The organism is Microbulbifer maximicatervae (SeqCode) (genome assembly GCF_052467825.1).
This window is the reverse complement of sequence record NZ_CP174327.1, coordinates 4,730,714-4,753,957: the sequence shown is the minus strand read 5'-3', so window position 1 is coordinate 4,753,957 and position 23,244 is coordinate 4,730,714. Positions and strand designations below refer to the sequence as shown.

Below are 23,244 nucleotides of genomic sequence, written 5' to 3'. Positions count from 1 at the left end.
GGTGGTGTAGAAAAGCTCTTTGTATAGCAGGCGTTTTCATGGCTGCTACAAGTGTTGCAGAACAGCTACCGCCGCCAATTGAAGTGCCTGAGGTATTAAAAAACTACCAGGATACACAGGATTGTTTCCCTGGTGTTATCCATGATCCGACCAGTATTGATGAAGTTCAGCAGATAGTACGTGATGCAGCGGATCAAGGCCGTAAAGTGATGACAGGGAGTCGCCGATTCAATAGTCAGATTGATGCGGCCTGTGCAGGAAATGGAGAGGTGCAAATCACTCTGGAAAATATGGATCAGGTCGTTAGCCTGGACAAAGATAACCTGTTGGTTACTGTCCAGGCTGGTATGAGATTCCGGGATTTGACCGCCTATCTTCGAGAGCATGAACTAAGTGTGCCCATGGTGACAGAGCTGGCTATATTCACGATAGGCGGTATGCTGGGAAGCGGTACTCACGGTTCAACTTTTACACAAAAAAGCAGCATGATCTCTGATTATGTCACCGAATTGAAGTTGGTTGATGGCAATGGGGACTTACGAGTAATCAATGGTGAGATGCTCAATGCCGCCAGGGTAAACCTAGGTGTTTTGGGCGTAGTTGTTGAAGTGACCATAGAGGTTGAGCCTGGCTATAAGGTACAAGCAAAAGTAAAGGGGTATCACAGCGATGACGAGCTGGAGGAGGTTGTTCTTGATTTAGCTCGAGATAATCATTCAGCTAATGTTGCCTGGTTCCCGGGATTAGGGCGCTATACTGTAACAACTTACAACAAGGTACCTTTGTCGACTAAGGGTAATGCCTACAATGCTCAGGCAGATGTATCGGACTTTTCCGAATATTTATTCGGACTGATATTTGATAGCCTTCATGAAGCCGATAGTGCCGCATTGCAGTGTTTTGCAGCTTCTCTTCGCCATACTGCTCGCTCCAGTTCCTATTTCAGGGACGTTGATTCAGGCTTGAAAAAGTTTATTAAGCCCACTGGACATGCGGACCTGATGCAACATTTCGTATGTAAAGAGCCAGACAAATGTGTCTGGGATAACCTTCCAATTGCACTTCAGGAAGTCGCGATTCCATTTGAAGAACTGCCCAACTGGATTGCGGATGTCCGCCAGATTATTGCAAATAGTGAAAAAACCTGTTTTCCGCTGAATGGTATTTATTTCCGTTTTGGCAAGGCTTCCGATAGCTATTTAGGGATGACAGCAGGCCGTGACACAGCGTTTGTGGGGATTGAGTATACCCTTCGTCAACGAGGTGAAGCTGTGCCAAAGAACTACTTTGTCAATTTGGAAATTGAGCAGATGTCTCTCCGGAAGTATGGAGCCAGACCTCATTGGGGTAAGAATTCAGTCGCTATTTTTGAGGACATGGCTGAGCGTTTCCCCAAGTGGTCCCAGTTTATGGATGTTAAAGAAGAGTTGGACCCAAACAATATATTTTCCAACCCCTTTTGGAATCGGGTAAGTGGGGCTGATCCTTTGGAAAACTATTTAACCCCTGGCTGCAATCCCGATGGTCAGTGCTATTGTCAAACAGATGAACACTGTGAGGAGGGTGCTAGCTGCCAAGCGGGAGTTTGGTATTCAGACGCAAGGATTTGTAAAGCTGATTAAGCTAAAAAAAAGGGGGGGCACCCCCTCACCTCCGATTAGAGTCTTTTTCTGGAATTATTTGATTGTGGTTAAGCCACAAGCTGTAAACTGCAAATACTAGCTTTACGTTGGTTAGATAGTTGACAGAAATAGGCTTAAATATCTTATTTGTAAAAGATAGCACTACAGGTCCGCTGCTTAGTGAATCGATGTATTGGAATTAGAGTACGAGTTTAGTAAGTTAGAATTTTAATTTGTTGGCATACTCGTCTCAGGTTTTAATTCTCCTACCAGTACCCTAAATGAATCACCTCTCACATAGCTTTATCCTCATAGATTAGTAAGGAGTTAAACGTTATACTGGGAGATTAATTACATTAGTGGATAAAGCTCTGTTGCATCGAATGTGTCTGGTTTCAAGACTATTGAATCCGAGATGTTCAGAGCGTTTTCCAGGACTTGGAGTGATCAGTGACAACTACAGTTGAAAAAAAAGCGACCAATGTACATTGGCATGAGGGTGATGTCACCCGTGAGAACCGAGCGAGCATCCTTGGCCATAAAGGTGTGACCCTTTGGTTCACTGGTCTGTCGGGCTCTGGAAAGAGTACTGTAGCGGTTGCTGTCGAGAGGGCTCTAGCTAGTCGCGGAGTACTGAGCTACCGACTTGATGGAGATAACATTCGCCTGGGTATCAACTCTAACCTTGGCTTCTCAGCTGAGGACCGCCAGGAAAATATCCGCCGTGTAGGCGAAATTTCCAAGTTATTTGCAGATACTGGGGTTGTTGTTCTATCTAGCTTTATTAGTCCGTATCGTGAAGATCGCGACATGGTAAGGAAAATGCACGAGGCTGGCGACCTGCCTTATATGGAAGTGTTCGTAGACTGCCCGCTGAAAGAGGCTGAGGCACGCGACCCCAAAGGCTTGTATAAGAAAGCTCGCGCAGGTGAGATCAAAGGTTTTACCGGTATTGATGATCCCTATGAGGCACCTGTTTCACCGGAGTTGCACCTGAATACTGCTGAAATGACTCTTGAGGAGGAAGTAGAAGTGATTCTCTCCACTCTCCAGGAGAAAGGTATTATCGCTAAAGACTAGTCGGTACTGCTTTCGAAAAGGGGATCATTAGATCCCCTTTTTTTGTTTTTGTCCTAAAGATATTTGCGCTTCTGCGCACCGCTCTACAAGTCCTGCCTCTCTTTAAGTCTTCCTCGGCGCCAACTGCCAGTAGCCTTGGACATCCGTTCATATACTCAAGCAGTACAGAAAGTGATGTTTCCTGTGGAGGCGCTTATGTCCGTTAGGAGAGGCTGGATACTCTCTATTTTGCTCTTAGTGCTAGTGGGCCTGGGGGCAGCAGCTTGGTATGGGTATAACCAGCTGCCAAAAGTCCACGGGAGCGTAAATGCTCCGGTGTTAAAGGTTCCTGAAGGGGTGCTGGACTATCAACCTGCGCCAGCTTATTCCGGCCCTCATCCCCGAATGATGTCCCGCCCGCCTGAATACTTCCCATTTCCTATTGGCTTGGGAGAAGTGGGGCCTGTAGAGACGCTATTCAGTGGTCCAGCCAGGTACCCTTTATATTGCGGGAAAAACAATATTACCAATAAGCAGCCCTTGGTAGACAATCAGGATGGGGAAGGGGTGCCTATCTTTGCTCTAAATGATAAGGGCAGGAAGACAAAAGAGGTTATTGGGTATAGCCGGGATTGCAGCCACGCTACAGAGGTTACCTATTTTTACCGTAGTACCACTGATGGTCAGTTTCACTATATGCATGAGGCCAGAAATGATATCGATAAGATGACGGTAAACGGGAAGCAGGTAGATTTTATTGTTCGTGTAGAGACAGGCACGATCAACCGTCACTTTTATGCAATAGCAGTATTAAGGGGAGAGGGTGAGTCTGCAGGTAGGCCAAGTGGTAGTAACTGGAATAAGCGGCTGATCTATCAGTTTCGTGGTGGCGTAGGCATTGGAGGGCGCCAGGGAAAAATCAACAAAGGAGATATCACCACGCGGCGAATGGATGAGCTTGCGCGCGGTTATGCGATTGTCTATTCGACTGCCAATCAGACTAGAAACCACTATAACATGTGGCTGGCAGAAGACACTGCTCGTAGGGTGAAAAAGCAATTTGTTTCGTTATATGGGGAGCCAATGTACACCGTTGGTATTGGGGGGTCAGGCGGAGCGATCCAGCAGTATCTATTTGCGCAGAATGCACCGGGCCTCTTAGATGCCGCTATCCCCTTGTATTCCTACCCAGATATGGTGTCCCAAACGATCTATGCCTTCGACTGTGAGCCACTGGAGTACTTCTTTGACATTGTGGATAGGCAGAATCAGCGCTGGAAAAAAGCAGAGGAGCGCACGGTTATCCAGGGGTTAGCTGCCAGTGAGAATGGTTCAAGTAAATTTGGAGTGTTGAGCTTTTTTGCTGGGATTTTTGATAGTCGCTACCGAGATAGGATGCAGGGAACTACTGAATGCGTCGAAGGGTGGCGAGGCTTAGTACCGTTGGTTAATAACCCTAACTTTGTTCACTTTGCTAAGAGTTTCGCTGCTGAGGTTGTCCCAAAAGTGCATTGGACGCACTGGGAGGACCTTCGCAAGTTTTATGGTGCAAACGCATCAGGGTACGCAAATAGTTCTTGGGATAATGAGGGGGTTCAGTACGGCCTGAAAGCCCTGGTGAACGGCGAAATCAATATAGATACATTTTTACGAGTCAATGCTGCTGTAGGTGGCTGGAAAGCGCCAGAAGACCAGAGTCAAGAGCAGTTGTGGTTTATGAATGGGAATATGTTTCCGGTTCGCTTGTCCCTTTGGAGCGAGCAAAACCTCAATATGGGAACACTCCAAAAGCCGGCGAAGCGCAGCCGCGCAAGTCTAGAGGCTATTAATGGAATATATCGTTCCGGGCACGTTTTCCTGGGGGATGTAGAGATTCCTATTATTGATTTGCGGCACTACCTCGATAAAGAGCCTGATATGCACCACAGCTCTGCCTCTTTTTCTGCACGCGAGCGTATTCGGCGTGCCCGTGGACATGCGGAGAATCAACTGATTTGGATGAGTGACAAAGGCTACAACCCGCTGCATGAGGCGCTGGATTTAGTTGACCGTTGGATGCAGAGCATCATAGAAAACCCTGGTAAAGGTGTAGTGGAAAACCGCCCGGATGACGCCAATGATCGATGCTTTGACAAGGAAGGAAATTTGCTAGCGTCTGGAGACAAGGTCTGGAATGGCCCCTGGAATAGCCAGGCTCCCGGGAAGTGTATGAGGGTATACCCGATTCATAGTACATCAAGGCAAGTGGCGGGGGCACCGGTGACCGATGATGTCTTTAAGTGCGCTCTACAGCCGGTTGAGCGGGCGCTGGCGAAGGGGATCTACGGTCCATTCACTGAGGAAATTTCCAGTCGTGTGGCAGATCTAAAGAGAATATTTCCTACCGGTGTGTGTAATTACAACGAGCAAGACTTGGCCCGCCCAAAAGAGCAGCTGATACCGAGGGGGATCCCTGTAAAGATAGCTGGGCACCTGCTAGACCCAGACTATCGGCAGGGTAAGGTCTTGCAGGGGGCAAGTACTGAAGAGGCGGAAATAAGGGGGGTCCCTGTCTCATTACCAGACGAATCGGATGGAAATTAATCAGACATGATTATTTGGCGCGAAAATTGTTGACAGAAATCTACAGTCGGGTAATATGCGCCTCGCTCAAGGGGGCACGGCCCCTAAAATAAAGAGCACCGGGTGGTTAGCTCAGTTGGGAGAGCGACGGCCTTACAAGCCGTAGGTCACAGGTTCGACCCCTGTACCACCCACCAACTTCCATAGAGGAAGTTTTCTACCGAGGACCGGTAGTTCAGTTGGTTAGAATGCCGGCCTGTCACGCCGGAGGTCGCGGGTTCGAGTCCCGTCCGGTCCGCCAGACACAAAAAAGCCCTCACATGTGAGGGCTTTTTTGTGTCTGGCTGTTGTTGGTTTAGTGTTATTGCTGAATCTTGTGATTGGCGCAGATTTTTATGGGCAACAGGTTCGTGTAGGGCTTGGGTTAGTGCTCTCTATGTAGGTAGTCCATTCTTCTTGTTTGGCTCAAGCTTTTCTTTCATTTTTTCGAAAAGGCTATGAGCATCATTTCTATCATTTTCGCGAAAGTTTCCGACCTCTATGATGAGGGGTATCCTAGGAATCTCTGGACAACTCTGAAATATCTCCGCGGGTTTTGAATGTCCGTGAGGCTTGTAGGGGCGCGTTTCCCAGGCTTGATGTTTGTATATGTTATGCGATACACAGTTATCATTCTTTTCTAGTTAATAGTCTTGCGTGGTAGCTCAATGCGTTCTGGTTTCTTGTCTTGTTTGAATGTCGATGCTTTTACAAAGGCTGCGTTGGAAGTTCCTTATCAGTTGGTGAGGAGTAATCTATTTCCTGGGATAGAGCTTTGGGTGAGAAGAGATGACCTTCTTGACCCGCTAATCTCTGGTAATAAAGCCTATAAACTTCTTTATAACCTGTTGGAGTTAGAGGCTCGTCAATTGAAGACCGTTGTAACTTGCGGTGGTGCTTGGTCGAATCATGTTCATGCCGTTGCAGCTGCAGGGGCTCGTTTTGGCTTTGATACTGTGGGTGTAATTCGGGGGGAGCGAGCGCGGAACTTAAGTGCAACTTTACAGGATGCAGAGCGCTTTGGAATGAAGTTAATTTTTGTAACCAGAGAGCAATATCGTCGAAGAGGGGATGCAGGCTTCATTAGTGAAATTGGGGTGGACGAGGAGTTGGCGTTATTTGTGCCCGAGGGAGGCTCTAACTATGCAGGCGTGAGGGGGGCAAGGGTTCTAGGTGAAATAATTTTAAAGAGTGCTCCAGTCAGATTTAATCAGGTTTGGACGGCTTGCGGTACTGGAGCGACTTTCGCGGGGCTAGCCTCAGGCCTCAAGGGTATTTCGACAGTGGGTGTTGAAGTGCTAAAGGCGGGAGGCAGTATAGCGAGAGGTGCTGCTATGTGGTTGCCGCAGGAGGGAGAAATCGCACGTCTTAACGCAACTCATGAGGCTCTTGTGGGCGAAGCAGGCAGTATTCATCACTGGCTGCTTTCGGGGTTTCATTGTGGAGGTTATGCGAAATACCCTGAGATGTTACGGCGGTTTCAGGATGAGTTTGAAGTTGAGACGGGTATTCCACTAGACCCAGTTTATACGGTCAAGTTGCTATTAGCGTTATCGAACAGTACAAAAAATAAGCGGCTTCGAAACGGTAGTAAGATACTGGTGATCCACTCAGGAGGGTTGCAAGGTCGGCGTGGTTTCGCTTGAGCTTCTGCTGTTTTTCGTAAGCTAGCTGATCAATGTAAATACGACGTTCGACTCATCTATAGGCCTACGGCATAATAGCCAGTTCTGTGCTGGCAGGCCTTACTCGGTGCTGAAGGTACTATTGGAACGCTGTGTTGTTGTGGCCTAAAAGGCTAATTGGAGTGCCGAAAGGGAGGGGTTGTGTCGGAATTTCAGAATATAGGGCTGATTGGACGAACAGAAAGTAAAAACGCGGTTTCGTCTCTAAAGCGCTTGATAGCTTATCTTGAGAGAGAAGGTTACTGCGTGGTATTAGAGGAAGGCACAGCTTCCTGTGTTTCATCCCATGGCGCGCGGGTGTCTAACAGAGATAAACTGGGCGAGCTGTGCGATCTTGTTATTGTTGTTGGAGGAGATGGTAGCCTTTTAGGTGCGGCCAGATCCCTGGCGCGCTTTAGCGTTCCACTTCTGGGCATTAATCGTGGCCGCCTAGGTTTCCTTACAGATATCACACCCGACCAGGTAGAGCAAAAGGTCGGTGAAGTCTTGTCCGGTAAATACATGGCAGAGAGCCGGTTTTTACTAGATATGTCAGTCACGCGTGACGGTAGGCCTGTTGGGAAGGGCTCGGCATTAAATGACGTGGTTCTTCACCCGGGTGAATTTATAAGGATGATAGAGTTTGATCTCTATATCGATGGCCAGTTTGTGTATACGCAGCGATCAGACGGCCTAATTATTTCGACCCCAACGGGTTCTACCGCATATGCGCTCTCCGGGGGGGGGCCCATTATGCATCCTAAGTTAGATGCAATAGTTCTGGTTCCCCTAAACCCTCACACTTTAAGCAGTCGCCCGATTGTTGTGGAAGGTAGTAGCGAATTCAAGTTGATCGTGGGGGAGCAAAATGTAGCAAAGCCCTACATTACTTGTGATGGACATGATCAGGTGGTAACGGAGCCTGGAGATGTTATTCGAGTCCATAAGAAGCCGCATCGCCTTACATTGATTCACCCTATTGATCATAATTTTTATGAAACTTGTAGGTCTAAGCTGGGGTGGGCTGAATGAAGTTTCTTTTTTTACTAACAATTTTCGCAGTTGTAATATTGCCCCGATGTATTTTTATCAAAAAAATATATCAAAAATAACCGAGATTCCCATAACAACTGACACACTTGGCAATAGTAAAGGGGGTTAGCTGACTGTAGGCTGGTTAGCTTCCACACAAACAAGCCAGAAACCTCAAGGGAACTTATACCAACCAGTTGACCTTGAAAGAACGATACCAGATCGAAGTCCTCAATAGACAGAGCTATTCGGCTTGAGCCACCGCACTACAACTCAATCGCTCCAACAAAACTATCTCGCGAGAGCTTAATCGCTTTCATCCTTACTGTGCTGAAAGCGCTCATCTCCAGGCGTTACAGAGGCGATACGGGGCTCGTAAGTACACTAAATTTGATTTCGTCATGAAGGTGCAAATCGACCATCAGCTAAAAAACGCTAGCCCCGAACAAGTTGCCGGTCGGATGAAGCTTGAGAAATGTGAGAAAATGGTCAGTTGTTTTACTGTTTATCGCTGGATGGCTCAGCTTGGTTGGAGGCTGCTGCTTCCACGAAAAGGCAAAGCCTACCGAAAGCGTACAGGCCCTAAGGCAGGAGTAAAGCTCATTCCGGAGCGTATTGATGTTGAAGAACGGCCTACGATTGTTGATGGAAATACCGAGCTCGGCCACTGGGAGGGGCGATACGGTTTACGGCCAAGATAGCTATCTTGTGACTTTAGTTGAGTGAGCCTCTAAATTGTTGCTCACTCGTAGGGTGCCCAATAAGAGTAAGAGGATAGTAAGTCGGGCAATCAAGCAGATGTTGAAGTCATATCAGGTAATATGTAAAACAATAACCTTCGATAACGGAGGGGAGTTTGCTGGTAATCAATCGATTGCACAGAAACTGGAGTGCAAAATATATTTTGCAAAGCCTTATCACTCTTAGGAGCGTGGATTAAACGAAAACACGAATGATCTACTGAGACGTTTCTTTCCGAAGGGTATGAAAATTGGCAAGATACTAAAAGTCGTATTGACGAAGCAGTGTTTCGAATAAATACTTGCCCAAGAAAAATTCTAAATTACTTGAGCCCACTAGAATCTCTAGTGGGCAGGCGTGTGTCACTTATTTTGGCAATCTAGGGATAATCTGCTTTTTCATCTGAAGTTCAGTTGATTAAATTCAACTATTAAAAAGCTTGCTATAATCGAAAAGCCGCTTGATTAGCGGCCCTGAAGGGCGTAAGCGATGCGCTTCTTCTATAAACTTGTGGGCAGACAGGTCGTCCCTTCCCGTGGTTAAGTAAAATAGTTCGCGGTAAATGTCAGCCATTTCTGTGCATTTAATAAAATTATCGGGGTTGATTGACAGAGGCAATTTCGCCGAAGAGGGCTGATTAAGCTTGCTTTCAATTTCAAAAATACTATCTATCGTCAAGTTGTTGATGTCATTTAGTTTTAGGTGAGATGTCAATGATGAATAATCCTCTATTGCCGCCTCAAGATGTGCTTCTAGTTGGTTGTAATCGGCTGAGTTCTTTCTAAGAGAATTATGGATAGTATTATATGCTAAATGTGGATCTATTATCTTGTTAAGACATTTTATCCGTCTGAGGGCTTCAGCCTCCCCAAAAGGTTTGCTTTTATTTTCTATTATTTTGCTCGCCGCAGGGGAGTCTATTTCTTGGTATGGAATGTGAAGAAAGTCGCAAAAATTTTCTAGATGTTTATCTTTATGTTTGTCATATGAAAAAATATGGATATTTTCTTTCCCCAAAGACCTTGACCAAAGGTCAATAGTTTTTTTGTGATTTATTTGATATTCGGGTTGCCTGGCTGTGAAGATTGAAAATTTGGGGGTGGGGTGCTCTTTGCTAACTTGCAAATACCAAGATGTTAGATAGCTGAGTGGGTCGCGAAGGTAGCATATTGCAGAGATATTATGATTGTACGCAGCATTGGCTATGTCAGAAATTAATCTTTCTGATGAGCTGTCAAAAGAGAAGTGCACAAACTCTTCTGAGGAAATTAATATATCTTTATCTTCATTCTGATCTGAAATCTTGGATATTTCAGATAGGCAGGCAGAGAAACTCTCCGCCATATTTCTTGAAGACCTGGAGAACCAAAGGGGCAGTGCAAGTCCCTTTTCTCTCATTGCTGATAGGGAGAGAAGCCCGTGGTTGGTCTCGTTGTTCTCTGGCCTAAATTGACTCGGATACAAGATTCCTGAGTTTGAAAGCAGTGATGTATTGTCACTGCAGAACCTCTGGATTGTACTTGTTCCAGTTTTGAAGTAGCCAATATGAATAAATAAATTTTTCTTTTTCATGCTAGTTTTTGGCGCGGTCTAAGTAGGATAGCCAAAAGGCTTTTGTATTTAGCTTGTCGCAGTTTCTAAGATTCTCTTTGGCTGATAAAAATTTCTTTCTGGAGTTAAGGGAGAATAGTGCAAATCTATATATAAGTAGCATAAACTTCAGGCGACTTCTTTCGGCAATAAAACCATTTTTTCCATCACCAGTAACAAATACGGCTTTTCGCGCTCTCAGTAAAACCGGGTGTTGCAATTCAAGAGTTGAAGCGTATACCGTGCCTGGTGAAGTTGGAGATGTTCCTTTTCTGAGGGCAATAGATGGTAGTAAGTGTCCATTTAAGGTTAATTTTGCCAGAAGCCATTTTAGTCGTGAAGTAGAATAATGGGGGGTATGTATGGACTGCATTAAGTTGTATTTCTTTGGGAGTTCACCGGTTTTTTCAGTTTGGCTCTTTAATAAATCTTGATGAAATTTATCCGGACGAATTTCTGAGAAATGAGATTCCCCTTCTAGCGCATTATTGTATGCGTCTAAAATCATATTTGCTGTTTCGTATCGAAACATTAGCGCATGATGGAAGACTTTGATCTTTGCTCGGCGCAGGAATTTTTTATAGGTAAAGTCTTTATCCCTTTGCGATCTGGCAAGAAAGCAATTTCGCTCTTCGTAATAAATTGAGCTGGAAGCATATTTGTGTTCAAAAGGATCGTGCCAAACTCCAATACCATTAAGATCAATAATGCTAGCCCCTTTTTCTTTCAGTCGAAGGGAGAATTCAGCATCGTCCCAACGGAAAAAGATAGGGTTCGGATATCCAGCATCGGATAATTCCTTGATTGGCCAAGCAAAACACCACCAAGCAGCATAGTCTCGAGCTGTTTCAGTGTCGTTGATCTTTAAATTACTTGGGAAGTTTAAATCTAGGTTATGCTTTATGGGGATGAATAGATAGTCATCACTTAAAAGCGCCCCATTTTCATGTTGTATGCTTGGGCGATCTGATCTAAGCATGGATCCGCCAATCGAGAGCTTGGGATCATTAGCATATTCGAAAACAGTTATTATGCGAGATATCACAATAGGGTCTAAAGTGATATCATCATCGCAAAATAAAACATGAGTTTTATTTAATTCCTGAGCTCTAATTAGGCCCCTTGCAAATCCACCTGCACCACCATAGTTGGGGTTGGGGATTAGCTCAACAGATTCTTCGGCAAATTCATTTAATGTTGACCCATTGTCAACAATAATTGTTTCAACCTTATTTCTTGGGTGGGCCAAGGAAGCTTGATGAATTGATTTTGCTATTTTCTTAACATAACTTTCACGTTTGTAAGTGGGTACTACTATACCCAGCTCAACCTCGTTAATTGGGTTTTTGTTTGTTAAAAGGCTAAATGAGTGGAAGGAGCTTCCTTTTGAGGCAGTTATGGATAGGCAGATGTTTGAAGAGTTAGTATAAGCCTCTGAGATATCGATTGTTTTCGCGTCGTTAGTTAGGCTTTTTTGCTTGAGGAGCTTTCTTGAATTATCTTCAAGAACATCATGTAATTCAACAACTATCTCGCCCGAAAATTTCAACTCAAGAAAGAGAGATTTTATATTAGTATATTTTTTGAATTTTGCGCTGCTAAAAAAGTTAAAGTAAGTATCAAAGCTGACAGTACTTCTTTCAAGAAATAGAATGTCTGAACTTTCGTAGTTGTATTGTGTTGCCTTTGGGTCTCTTCTGAAATAAAGGTGTTCTTCAGAACAGATCCCAATTTTGGGGAGCGCACACTTGAATATGTAATTCATGTTCATAATCTGTTTAGTCTTCGAGGAATTTCTTTGCAGTATCGAGAGCTTCGCGGATGGTAATATCCATATCTAAATATCTGTAAGTCCCTAGTCGCCCAACAAAAGTTACATCACTGATGCTATCTGCTGCTTTTTCATACGTTTCTAACATTTCAACCTCCCCAGCTAAGCGAATAGGATAGTAGGGGATATCATCTTCTTCACATAAACGTGAATACTCGTGATAAATTACAGTTTTTTCGTGATTTTCCCACGGGGCAAAGTGCTTGTGCTCAGTTATACGGGTGTAGGGAACTTTCTCTTCAGTGTAATTAATTACCGCATTTCCTTGTGCATCACCATCTTGCGTACTGGGTTCAAAATCCAGTGTTCTATAGCCAAGTCGGCCATATTTATAATTAAAGAAAGCATCAAGAGGACCTGACCAAAAAGTATGCTTGTAATTCTTCCGCTCATCTGGATCGAAGGGGGTGCTTAGGTGGACGGTAATATTTTCATGCGTAAGGATCTTGGCTACGACCTCGGTATAACCATCCTTAGGCATACCCTGGTAAGGGTGATTGAAGTAATTGTCGTCATAGTTAAAGCGTACTGGGAGGCGCTTAAGGATGGAGGCAGGAAGCTCCGATGGGTGAAGCCCCCACTGTTTTTCAGTGTAACCTTTGAAGAAGGCTTCATATAGATCTTTCCCGACAAAACGGAGTGCCTGCTCCTCAAATGTTTTAGGCTTTTCGATGGAGAGGTCTGCCTGAGATTCAATCCAAGATTTGGCCTCGCTAGGGGAAAAGGTTTTCCCGAAAAATTGGTTTATTGTATGCAAGTTAATAGGCAGGCTGTATACATTACCTTTATAAATTGCCTTGACGCGGTTCTTATAGGGCATCATCTCAGCATACTTGTTGATGTAGTCCCAAACTTCTTGATCTGCAGTGTGAAAAATATGTGGCCCATACTTGTGGACCATTACACCGGTCTCAGTATCGCGTTCCGTATGGCAGTTTCCGGCAATGTGTTCGCGTGCCTCAAAAATATCTACTTTATATCCCGATTGCGCAAGTTCTCGGCCGATAACTGCCCCTGAAAAACCAGCACCAACTATGGCGATAGAGCTGTTTCTTGAATTCATTGCATTCTGCCTTGAGTCTTAGTTGTGAAATCTAAAAGGGCTTTTAGTATTTCCAGGCTTTCCTTTCTTGTACTTGGGGTTAAGCTGGAGATAATTGCCTTAGTTAAGAATCTAAAAAATAGATAGAGGGTGGCTAATTTGTAGTGCTTCGCTGATACATACAAAAAATTTCTAACGTCGTAGTACTTAATGCCGTGGCGATACTCACCCCTCTTAACTGGGTGAGCTACTCGCGCTTTGGGCTCGATAAATATTGGGTATCCAGCTTTATGGGCCCTGAGGCACCATTCGACATCATCAAAATGAAGGAAAAAATTTTCAAAGCCGCCAAGTTTTTTTGCTGCACTAATGGGGATAAGCATACATGCTGCAGAAGCATATTCACTCAAAAAGGGAGCGCTTGGAAGTTGACTTGTGTTTTTACCGCTATGAAGTAGTTCTTGTCGTGCTCCCCACCATCGCACTTTAGCTCCGGCTTCTGTCACTATATTGGTGTCGGATTGGTCTAAGATGACTCCTCCAATGATGCACTTACCTTTTTTCACTTCTGCTGCATCAACCAGATAACTCAGCGTGTCAGATCGAGGAGTTGCGTCATCATCAAGTAGCCATAAGTAGTTGGCCGTATTTTTTGATATAGCCTCATTTATGCCTGTACTAAAACCACCTGAGCCACCTTGATTTGTGGGAAGGTTGAGCAGCCTAATATTTGGGTGTGAGTTGGTGCCAGACTCAATAAAATTATGGATGGCTGAGGCTGTGTTATCGCTACTGTTGTTATTAATAATAGTGATACTATAAGATGCCTTAGGGTAGTCCAAAAGTAGCAGTTGCTTTAATTGAGAAAGTACATCTGATTCTCGATTGTAAGTTACAATTATAATTTCGACCAATGGCATATTGGTTGTCTTATTTTCTATGTCAAGGTTCATTTTGAAAAACTCCTTCACTAAATATAAGCCATGGCGAAATATTTATTTTTGCGTGGTTAAATTTCTAGACTGGTAACTGTCTAATCGCTGCCTTAGGTTAGCTCTTCTTGCATTCATTTCAGCTAATTGGTTCGCAATAATATTTTCTGCTGTAGTTATCACTTCAGTTAATCTAGGGAGGCCAATAGACTTGGGGGGGAGGTCCGAGGAAAAAGTTATTCCGTGGGGGCGAACTTTAAGATAGTTAAATGCTTTGGAGATTATATGTGCAGTTGTTCGCTTGCTTCTACTCAGAAGTGCCCCCTTTTTTTGTCGAGTAGGGTCTTTTGTGAAAGCTTGAGCCATCTGCCAGCGTAGCCCATAAAGCTTATTTCGTGTAAGTATAGAGATTGCATAGATGCTAGCTATGTCTAGAGTTACGTTTTGATTGAGGCTTTCTGATTTGATACAATCTTGAACTTTGTGCAAATTAAGATGAGCAAAAAAATCTTCTATTAAATCATAATTTTTCCATTGCTTTTTTTCATAAGGGCGAATTTTAATTTCGCCTGAAAATACTTTATTCCATTTGTTGATAAATTTTGCTTTAAAGGCTGCGGTGTAAACGTATGGGTCCAATATTGCTGGAACATATTTTGCTATCAGATACCTTCGTGTAAACTCTTTTAGTGACTTTGCGGTTTTTAGCCTTTGCAGTGTCCCTGATTCGAGGTATTCGTCTGCCCTGCGAAGGTATGCGATAACACATATGTTGGAGTGATTAAGCCAGGCCTTAAGGCGAGTTATTTCAGCGCTATTTAAAGTGCACAGAGCTTCTGCACTTATTATGAGATGTGGAGGATTAGATGCGATAACTTTTCCTAATGCCCTCCATGAGTCCCCTTTCTCCCCTAATCGTAGTTCCCGGACTAAGGATTCATGATGCGGTTCATTTTTTAGCAGCTTTGGATATTCAATTCCTAGAGTCTTCAGTTTAATTCGATTTTGAAAGAGAGCATTTTGTATTGCAGTAGAGCCAGTCTTATCCGATCCAATATGTAGATAAATTTTCATGTTGGCGGCACCTCGACCTCATACATCCTGATAATCTCTTGGGCTTTCCCAATTTCTTTAATGGTGGAGTTCTCAATCCAAAGTATACGGTCACATAGGTTACTTAAGGTTTGAGTTGAGTGTGACACCAAAACTACAGTTTGGTTTGATCGAACTTTATCTTTCAGTATTTTCGCTGACTTTTGCCTAAAGTCTTTATCTCCCACCCCGAGGATTTCATCGAGTAATAGCACGTCTGGTGTTGCGTGTATGGCTGTGGCGAAGCCTAAGCGCGCTTTTTGGCCTGCTGAGAAGGTGCCAACAGGCTCCTTAATTGTCTCACCTAGGCCAGAAAACTCTTTAACCACTGGAATCAGGTCTCTAGCTTGGCGAATACTGCTTCCTTGAGTTACAAGCCCCATCAAGGCATTATCAATGCCGCTTAAATTTTTGTTGAAACCCAGGCCTAGGGATAGTAGTTGTGACTTGATAAGAGGTTGGCGTCGAATTTCCCCTTCGTTAGGCGAGATAATATCGGCCAATAACTTTAGTAAACTAGATTTGCCTGCACCATTTCGCCCGATAACGCCAAGTGTTTCTCCGGGGAAAAGTTCAAAAGAAATATCTCTTAAGACCCACTTTGGTTTTCTAAACAGGCTTAATCTTCCACGGTAGGCAAGGCCAACCTTGGAGAAACTTAATATTGGCGAACTCATAGCAAAACTCGTGGGTATGTTCTGTCTAGTGCCTTGATTAGAGCAAGTGCTGAGCAGAGTGATAGGACGCCCACACAGAGTGGATATAGAAGGTCATTAATTGTTGGTATTTGGTTTTCTAAAAGTACTTTCCTGTAGTTGTCAAAAATTTCAGAAAAGGGATTGAGTAGTAGAAGCTCCTGAAGTTCTGCAGGGCGGCTACTGATATCAAAGAAAATGCCAGAAGTAAAAAGTACGCCTGTTATGCATAAGGGGATAAGGTGTCGCAGATCGGGTACCAAGGGAACTACAGCTGCAGCCAGGAGACTCAGGCCTAGGTTAATGATAAGTTGAGATAAAATAATTGGGGCAAGCCCAAACCATGACATCGTTGGGGAGAAACCTAAAAGCCATAGTGCGGCGATTAGTATTGGTAAGATGCACAAGAACCTCAATAGCATAGATAGGTTTATCGAGCATGGAAAAATCCATTTGGGTAAGTAGAACTGCCCCAATATCCCTTTATTGTTGACTATAGATTCGGCACTGTTGCTAACGCAAGAAGCGAACCACTTAAAGGGGAGCATGCCGCAGAGTAAGAATGCAAGAAATTCTGCCCCGGCTTGATTACCACGAAAACCAGAAGAAAATGCTAAATAGAGTAGCCCAGTGAGGAGCAATGGCTCTATTACCCACCAGATAGTTCCTAAGTAAGTATTTTCCATATCGGCTTTGAGGGCATTTATTCCTCTGAGCCAGACAATATTGAGATAGTTTTTCAGCATTAAGTTGATGTGATTAAGTTTTGATCAATTTATTATAATTACACGTTAAATTCAAATATATAGTACAGTCATAGTTTTCTAAATTGCATCTTGTATGCTGTAAAGAAACGTACGGGAATTGTAAAGGCCATACTTTGGTACAAAAAGTAACTGCTGCTCATTGTTATAGAACATTTCTTCCAGAAACTCAGGGTGGGCTGGAACAAGCCATATTTCAGATGGCCCGATCGGGAGGTGAAGTGCTAGCACTCTCTTCCAAGCCAGGCTCCTATGAGATTGAGCCGAGTTTGGAAGTTCGGGCAAGTCGCCGTTGGTTTTCTTTTAAATCAATGTGCTTTGGACCTGGTTTACTACTGGATGTATGGCGCACTAAGGCGAAAGTGCTGCACTTGCACTTCCCTTGGCCTTTTGGTGATCTCGCTTATCTCTTCGCAGGCAAGCGGCGCCCCTTAGTGGTCACTTACCATTCAGATGTGGTGAGGCAGAAATGGCTGCTTAAGCTTTATACCCCTCTTATGAATCGTTTCTTTGCCAAAGCGGATCGTATCGTAGCTACTTCAGAGCGGTATGTGGCAACAAGCCCTGTTTTGCAGCGCTGGAAGCATAAGGTCTCTGTGATTCCCTTGGGGGTTGATGAGGATACCTTGCCGCCCCCGCGTGAAGACGACTTGAAGTGTATTGAGGGCACCTATGGCCGGGGTTTCATGCTTTTTGTTGGTGTTCTTCGTTACTATAAAGGTCTTGAATATCTGGTTCGCGCAGCTGAGGGGACTGGCTGTCGCATATTGATTGCGGGGGCGGGACCGGAGGAGGGGCGTATGCGCGCTCTTGTTTCTAAGCTAGGCCTGAATAACGTTGAATTTCTGGGGTTTGTATCCGATGAAGAAAAGACAGCATTGTATAGACTATGTGGTGCTGTAGTTTTTCCTTCCCATCTGCGTTCTGAAGCCTTCGGGGTCACCTTGATTGAAGGGCTTATGGCCGGTAAGCCGCTGATAAGTTGTGAGATAGGCACCGGTACAAGCTTTGTAAATGAGAATGGTGTAACTGGCCACGTGATACCTCCAGCGGATAGCTCCGCGCTCCGGGCGGCTATGAATGACCTCAGCTCCAACCCTGAAAGAGCCAAGATAATGGGGGCTGCAGCCCGCCAGCGTTATGAGACCCTGTTCACGGGCGAAAAGATGCGAGAATCGTATCAAGAACTTTATCGGGAAGTTCTAGGGGCCGATGTTGGTGGCGAGGTGATTGACTCCGACCGGAGTTCCTGTGCTTAGGATTGGTGTTGATGCCAGGCCATTGTCAGTTGTCACTACAGGTATTGGTCGTTACACGGAAGCCCTCATTGAGCGAATGGTAAAAAGTGGGCATGAATGGTTCCTTTATAGTGATGCGCCGCTCCCTGAGAGGTTCTGTGAGGCAGCTAATGTGGTTGTACGGACAGGGAAGGTTGGGCGTAAATCATTGGGTACTCTTTTTGCTCAAGCCCGCTTCATATCTTGGGCTAGGCATGATGACTTGCAGGTATTCTGGTCCCCAAGGCATCATTTACCACTGATGATGCCGTCTTCGATAAGCCGGGTTGTGACGATTCACGACGTGGTTTGGGCGCGCTTTCCTGAAACTATGTCAGTATTTGGTAAATATCTCGAACGGGGGTTGATGCCTCCGTCTGTGAGTTCGGCGCAAGCGGTTATTGCGGTATCAGCATTTACTGCCGATGAACTCATAGAACTAATGCCAAAGTCTGTGAGTAAGACCGTTGTTATTCCTGAAGCACCTTTCTTGGAAAATACTGACGACCGCATTGATGGGGAGTATTTCCTTTTCGTCGGTACCCTGGAGCCCCGGAAAAATTTGGAGCGCCTGCTGGCCGCATATCGAGCTTACTTGGATATGGCTACTCAAGGAGCATTGCCGCTTTATATTTGCGGTGGGCAAGGATGGGGGCTGCCTCGATTAAGTGAAGTTATTGAGGGGTTGGGTTTAGGAGAAATGGTAAAGGTGCGGGGTTATGTGCCTGACCACGAGTTGCGTGGCTTGTATCATAATGCCAGAGCTTTGCTTATCCCCTCGATTTATGAGGGGTTTGGGCTGCCTATTGTTGAGGCGTTTTCGCAGAATACGCCGGTTTTGACCTCTAATACTGGAGCTATGCGGGAGGTGGCTGGAGGTGGAGCTATTTTAGTCGACCCTCTTTCGGTTTCTAGCATGGCTAATGGTATCCATCAGCTGCATTCAGATTTGGATTTGGTCCATAGCCTTCAGGAATCTGCATGCGCTCGGGTAAAAGAGTTTTCTTGGGATCGAGCAGCGGAAGCCACCTTGAAGGTGTTGGAGGAGGCTGCTATCAACGGGTAGCTGGCTTTGGTTCATCTTTTTATAGCGCTAGCTTCTACATCATTCTCTTTTCGGGCGGGTCTCTGGCTATTCTCTGAAGTATGTTTGTGTTCTGCGGTTTCAAGGTTGTGGGGCTTTAAGCCGTATCCAAATTTATTTTCTCATTGATTGTTTCGGTCTTCCCTTAAGGTTGTCAGGTTCTAACTGCCCTGGCTGCTGTCGAACTTCCCATCTATCTCTCTCCTGATCCAGTTGTTGAAATCCCCGCCCATCCTGTTTGTTGGCCAATGTTGTAGGTTGCTAATTCCAAGTGTTGTGCTAATCGTTTAGTCAGTGCGTGATGATTCAAATGTCTAACAATATCTGCAATTGGTGCTGCTATGCGGGCTAAATTTTCCGTGATTGTTCCGGTCTATCAGCAGTGGCACTTCATTGAGGAGCTGATTTGTTGCTTGGAGTCTCAGGTCATTTCAAAAGACCTTTTTGAGCTTGTACTGATATCAAACGACGGGAATTCTCCATCCTTTTTAGGGGGGGGGGTTAAGATCAAGAGAGGAAAGTGCAAAAAGCCTGGATCTTATGCGGCAAGAAACAAAGGGGCAGAATTAGCTGAAGGTGATTGGCTTATTTTTACGGATGCTGATTGCCTGCCGGATTCAAAGTGGATAGCTGGAATTGATAGGGCGATTGGGTGTTGGGGAGGGAGTATGAAGTTGTTTGGCGGTGATGTGCGAAGCCAAAAGCAATATGGATTTTCTAACATCTATGAAGTCTATGACTTTATGAAGGGGATACCACAAGAGGTTTACGTATCTGCAGGAGTAGCGGCTACAGCAAATATGGTAGTGGATCGGTTTTTGTTCTTGAAGTTTGGCGGATTTAGTGAGAATTCCTTTTCGAGTGGTGATTTTGAGTTTTGCAAAAGGTTGAGGGCGAGAGGGCACCAAGTTTTATTTCTGAAGTCTGCTTTTGTCCATCATCGAGTTAGATGTTCCTGGCAATCTGTAGCGACAAAAACAAGGCGGATAAAGGGAGGGCAGTTTTCTCTCTCTCAAGGGGCAGGGAGGTTTAAGTTGATCCTATATACCCTTCTTCCGCCGGTAAGGTCGGTCGTATTTTTTTGGCGGAAAAGGGAAATTTATCTCGGTTATAGATTGTTGGCAACTTTCGTTCAGATAAGGTTGTGGGGGGTTGAAATACGGGAGATGGCTCGCTTGATGTTAGGGGCGAAACCTGAGCGACATTGATCTTTGTAAATGTTTGGATGGTATTGGATGTGGAGAGGTGGTGCGCTTGTATACCACTAATTCTAACAGGCTGAGACATGAAAAAAGCATTAATAACCGGTGTAACAGGCCAGGATGGTTCTTATTTAGCTGAATTTTTATTGGCGAAAGGGTACGAGGTTCATGGGGTTAAAAGAAGGTCCTCTTCATTTAATACGAGCCGCATAGATCACTTGTACCAAGGGCCGCAAGATGATAGTAGAAGATTTTTTCTTCACTATGGAGACCTTACCGATACGAGCAATTTGACCCGAATTCTTCAGGAGGTGCGGCCTGATGAAATCTATAATTTGGGTGCTCAGTCACATGTTGCGGTCAGTTTTGAATGCCCTGAATATACTGCAAATGTGAACGGGCTTGGAACCCTCAGAATACTTGAGGGGATGCGTCTTCTGGGGTTGGATAAAACCAGGTTTTACCAAGCCTCAACATCGGAGCTTTACGGTGCTGCCAAAGCTTCCCCTCAGAATGAAAACACTCCTTTCTATCCTCGCTCTCCATACTCAATTGCAAAATTGTTTGCTTATTGGACTGTGGTCAATTTCCGCGAGGCCTATGGCTTATATTCTTGCAATGGAATCTTATTTAATCACGAGTCATCACGGCGTGGTGAAACTTTTGTTACTCGAAAGATAACCCGGGGTTTGGCAAATGTTGCCCAAGGTTTAGAGCGTTGCCTGTATTTGGGGGAGCTGAATGCACTGAGGGACTGGGGCCATGCTAGAGACTATGTTGAAATGCAATGGTTGATGTTGCAGCAAGAAAGTCCTAAGGATTTTATCATATCTACAGGGCTGCAATACTCCGTTCGGGATTTTGTTCGTAATTGTGCTCAAGAGTTGGGGATAGCGATAGAGTTTCATGGAGAGGGGCAGAAAGAGGTAGGTGTTGTTGCTTCAATTGTGGGAGAAGATGCTCCAGCAGTTAAATGTGGAGATATAATTATTAAAGTGGACTCTCGTTATTTTCGCCCCACAGAGGTGGTATCACTAGTAGGTGACGCCTCATTGGCGCGGCAAGAGCTGGGGTGGACACCTAAAACAACCTTGAAAGATTTGATTGGAGAGATGGTTAAGTATGACTTGAGGGAAGCGAAGCGGAATTTGTTGTTGGCTGGGAATGGTTATCGCACTGAGCCTATTTTTGAGGAGTAGTTAGTGAAATACTCCCAGAGAGTTTTTGTCGCAGGTCATCGGGGCATGGTTGGTTCGGCATTAATTCGGAGGTTGAGACCGGTAAAAAACTGTGAAGTCATTACTTGCCCACGAGATTCACTGGATTTGACAGATGCTACTGCTGTTTCTGATTTTTTTAATTCGGAATCGATTGATACTGTTTATTTGGCTGCGGCAAAGGTGGGGGGCATATTGGCGAATAGCAAACTACCAGCTGATTTTATTTACCAGAATCTGATGATTCAGTGCAATGTAATTCATGAGGCGCATAAGGCTGATATCCAAAATTTGCTGTTTATTGGGTCGTCTTGTATTTATCCAAGGAATTCCCCCCAGCCGATACGGGAGCGGGACTTGCTTGGTGGTAGTCTGGAGCCGACTAACGAGCCTTATGCTATTGCCAAGATTGCCGGAATTAAGTTGTGCGAATCGTACTCAAGGCAGTATGGACGTAACTATCGCAGTGTTATGCCGACAAACCTTTATGGTCCACATGACAACTTTGACTCTGCAAATTCACACGTTATCCCTGCATTAATATATCGTTTCCATAAGGCCAAAAATGAAGGGCTGCAGAATGTCAGGATTTGGGGGAGTGGTGATGCTCGACGGGAATTTCTGTATGTAGAGGATATGGTTGATGCGTTGGTGTTTGTAATGGGTTTGGAAGATCGAGTTTATCGATCCGTGACAGAGCCTATGTGCTCCCACCTAAATGTGGGTACTGGGGTGGATTGCACTGTCAAGGAGCTGGCTTATTTAATCGCCGAGATCACTGGGTTTGAGGGAAGTATTACATTTGACAGGTCAATGCCTGATGGTGTGCCGCGGAAGTTGCTAGACACCTCAAAGCTATCGAAGTTGGGGTGGGATTCCCAGACTTCCTTGGGGGTAGGGTTAAAGAAAACGTACGACTGGTATAGAAGTATTTTACGTTGATCGAATGTCAGATATTGTAATTTGTACTAAAGTTCTCAAGAGAGGTTTTACTTTTCACGAAACGACAACTTGAGACTTTTTGTGATAAAAATAAGCCTGATAACGGTTTGTCTAAATAGTGCTGACACCATTCGCGACACAATACTATCCGTGTTGGCTCAAGATTATGTAAATATTGAGCATATAATTATTGATGGTGGCTCTACTGATGGCACGCTAGAGATAATATCTGAGTTTAAAGACCAAGTCGCGGCAGTTGTGTCTGAAAAAGACTCGGGTATTTATGATGCTATGAATAAAGGCATATGCATGGCGTCTGGCGATATAGTCGGCACTATTAACTCTGATGATGTCTATTCTGATAGTCGTGTAATTTCAAATGTTGTTAATGAATTTTTAGTTTCGGGAGCCCAATCTGTCTATGCAGACCTGGAGATTGTGGCTCGCAATAACTTAAGCCAAAGAGTGCGTTTTTATGGCTCCAGTAAATTTAGGGTGTCTAAATTTCGCTGGGGCTGGATGCCACCCCACCCTACATTTTTTGTACGGCGTGACTGTTATAAAAAGCTAGGTTTATATAAAACCAACTACCGTGTTGCAGCAGATTTTGAATTGCTAGCTCGTTTTCTTCATCGGGATAAAATCAGCTTCAGGCGCTTGCCAAAATGTATTGTGAAAATGCGTGAAGGGGGTGTTAGTTCCCAGGGTGTTTGGGGGCGGATTCATCAAAATCTGGAAATTGTTAGGGCTTGCAAAGAAAATCATATCTACACAAACTTTTTTCTGATTCTATTTAAAGTACCTCTTAAACTGCTCGAATACACAGGAATTGGCCTTACCCATAGACGGTGAAGGCC

General features: G+C 44.6%; 19 protein-coding genes and 2 tRNA genes. 14 read left to right on the top strand and 7 right to left on the bottom strand.

Annotated elements, in window-relative coordinates; translation table 11 throughout:
* Positions 1-38 precede the first annotated feature (38 nt).
* From ACJJII_RS20885 to ACJJII_RS20850, 8 genes are all read left to right on the top strand, one after another.
* Positions 39-1,622 (top strand): D-arabinono-1,4-lactone oxidase, encoded by a 1,584-nt coding sequence (locus tag ACJJII_RS20885; protein ID WP_444917586.1) that lies wholly within the window; start codon positions 39-41, stop codon positions 1,620-1,622.
* 450 nt (positions 1,623-2,072) lie between these two features.
* Positions 2,073-2,702 (top strand): adenylyl-sulfate kinase, encoded by a 630-nt coding sequence (gene cysC, locus ACJJII_RS20880; RefSeq protein WP_444917585.1) that lies wholly within the window; start codon positions 2,073-2,075, stop codon positions 2,700-2,702.
* A gap of 195 nt (positions 2,703-2,897) precedes the next feature.
* A complete protein-coding gene (locus tag ACJJII_RS20875) occupies positions 2,898-5,264 on the top strand; it encodes a DUF6351 family protein (protein WP_444917584.1) in 2,367 nt (788 codons plus the stop codon).
* A 100-nt stretch (positions 5,265-5,364) separates the two neighbouring features.
* Positions 5,365-5,440, top strand: a tRNA-Val gene (locus tag ACJJII_RS20870).
* 27 nt (positions 5,441-5,467) lie between these two features.
* A tRNA-Asp gene (locus tag ACJJII_RS20865) sits at positions 5,468-5,544 on the top strand.
* Positions 5,545-5,950: 406 nt separating this feature from the next.
* Positions 5,951-6,928, top strand: coding sequence for a 1-aminocyclopropane-1-carboxylate deaminase/D-cysteine desulfhydrase (locus tag ACJJII_RS20860; RefSeq protein WP_444917583.1), 978 nt, complete (start codon positions 5,951-5,953; stop codon positions 6,926-6,928).
* 180 nt (positions 6,929-7,108) lie between these two features.
* On the top strand, positions 7,109-7,978 hold the full coding sequence (locus ACJJII_RS20855) for an NAD(+) kinase (protein ID WP_444917582.1): 870 nt from the start codon (positions 7,109-7,111) through the stop codon (positions 7,976-7,978).
* A 401-nt stretch (positions 7,979-8,379) separates the two neighbouring features.
* Positions 8,380-8,679: a hypothetical protein gene (locus ACJJII_RS20850; protein ID WP_444917581.1), complete on the top strand. Its 300-nt coding sequence runs from the start codon at positions 8,380-8,382 to the stop codon at positions 8,677-8,679.
* Between the two features lie 463 nt (positions 8,680-9,142).
* Here the strand turns inward: ACJJII_RS20850 and ACJJII_RS20845 are convergent, their stop codons facing one another.
* The 7 genes from ACJJII_RS20845 to ACJJII_RS20815 are packed head-to-tail and all read right to left on the bottom strand — an operon-like array spanning position 9,143 to position 16,587.
* Positions 9,143-10,291, bottom strand: coding sequence for a hypothetical protein (locus tag ACJJII_RS20845; protein WP_444917580.1), 1,149 nt, complete (start codon positions 10,289-10,291; stop codon positions 9,143-9,145).
* A 1-nt stretch (position 10,292) separates the two neighbouring features.
* Positions 10,293-12,074 (bottom strand): glycosyltransferase family 2 protein, encoded by a 1,782-nt coding sequence (locus ACJJII_RS20840; protein WP_444917579.1) that lies wholly within the window; start codon positions 12,072-12,074, stop codon positions 10,293-10,295.
* Between the two features lie 13 nt (positions 12,075-12,087).
* Positions 12,088-13,203: a UDP-galactopyranose mutase gene (gene glf, locus ACJJII_RS20835; protein ID WP_444917578.1), complete on the bottom strand. Its 1,116-nt coding sequence runs from the start codon at positions 13,201-13,203 to the stop codon at positions 12,088-12,090.
* Complete coding sequence (locus tag ACJJII_RS20830) at positions 13,200-14,135, bottom strand: glycosyltransferase family 2 protein (protein ID WP_444917577.1); 936 nt, start codon at positions 14,133-14,135, stop codon at positions 13,200-13,202. The genes glf and ACJJII_RS20830 overlap by 4 nt, the downstream gene beginning before the upstream one ends.
* Positions 14,136-14,177: 42 nt before the next feature.
* Positions 14,178-15,188 (bottom strand): hypothetical protein, encoded by a 1,011-nt coding sequence (locus tag ACJJII_RS20825; RefSeq protein WP_444917576.1) that lies wholly within the window; start codon positions 15,186-15,188, stop codon positions 14,178-14,180.
* Complete coding sequence (locus ACJJII_RS20820) at positions 15,185-15,883, bottom strand: ABC transporter ATP-binding protein (RefSeq protein ID WP_444917575.1); 699 nt, start codon at positions 15,881-15,883, stop codon at positions 15,185-15,187. The genes ACJJII_RS20825 and ACJJII_RS20820 overlap by 4 nt, the downstream gene beginning before the upstream one ends.
* Entirely contained in the window at positions 15,880-16,587 is a 708-nt protein-coding gene (locus ACJJII_RS20815) for an ABC transporter permease (RefSeq protein WP_444919292.1), read from the bottom strand. Before ACJJII_RS20815 ends, ACJJII_RS20820 begins: the two co-directional genes overlap by 4 nt.
* Before the next feature lie 278 nt (positions 16,588-16,865).
* Here ACJJII_RS20815 and ACJJII_RS20810 point away from each other — a divergent pair, with 278 nt between their 5' ends.
* The 6 genes from ACJJII_RS20810 to ACJJII_RS20785 all read left to right on the top strand — a co-directional run bounded on the left by ACJJII_RS20810 (position 16,866) and on the right by ACJJII_RS20785 (position 23,239).
* Positions 16,866-17,924, top strand: a complete 1,059-nt coding sequence (locus tag ACJJII_RS20810) for a glycosyltransferase (RefSeq protein ID WP_444917574.1) — start codon at positions 16,866-16,868, stop codon at positions 17,922-17,924.
* On the top strand, positions 17,917-19,008 hold the full coding sequence (locus ACJJII_RS20805) for a glycosyltransferase family 4 protein (RefSeq protein ID WP_444917573.1): 1,092 nt from the start codon (positions 17,917-17,919) through the stop codon (positions 19,006-19,008). The genes ACJJII_RS20810 and ACJJII_RS20805 overlap by 8 nt, the downstream gene beginning before the upstream one ends.
* Positions 19,009-19,367: 359 nt before the next feature.
* Positions 19,368-20,234, top strand: coding sequence for a glycosyltransferase family 2 protein (locus tag ACJJII_RS20800; protein WP_444917572.1), 867 nt, complete (start codon positions 19,368-19,370; stop codon positions 20,232-20,234).
* 77 nt (positions 20,235-20,311) lie between these two features.
* A complete protein-coding gene (gmd, locus tag ACJJII_RS20795; RefSeq protein WP_444917571.1) occupies positions 20,312-21,427 on the top strand; it encodes a GDP-mannose 4,6-dehydratase in 1,116 nt (371 codons plus the stop codon).
* A gap of 3 nt (positions 21,428-21,430) precedes the next feature.
* Positions 21,431-22,387: a GDP-L-fucose synthase family protein gene (locus ACJJII_RS20790; RefSeq protein ID WP_444917570.1), complete on the top strand. Its 957-nt coding sequence runs from the start codon at positions 21,431-21,433 to the stop codon at positions 22,385-22,387.
* Positions 22,388-22,468: 81 nt separating this feature from the next.
* A complete protein-coding gene (locus ACJJII_RS20785; protein ID WP_444917569.1) occupies positions 22,469-23,239 on the top strand; it encodes a glycosyltransferase family 2 protein in 771 nt (256 codons plus the stop codon).
* Positions 23,240-23,244: the final 5 nt, after the last annotated feature.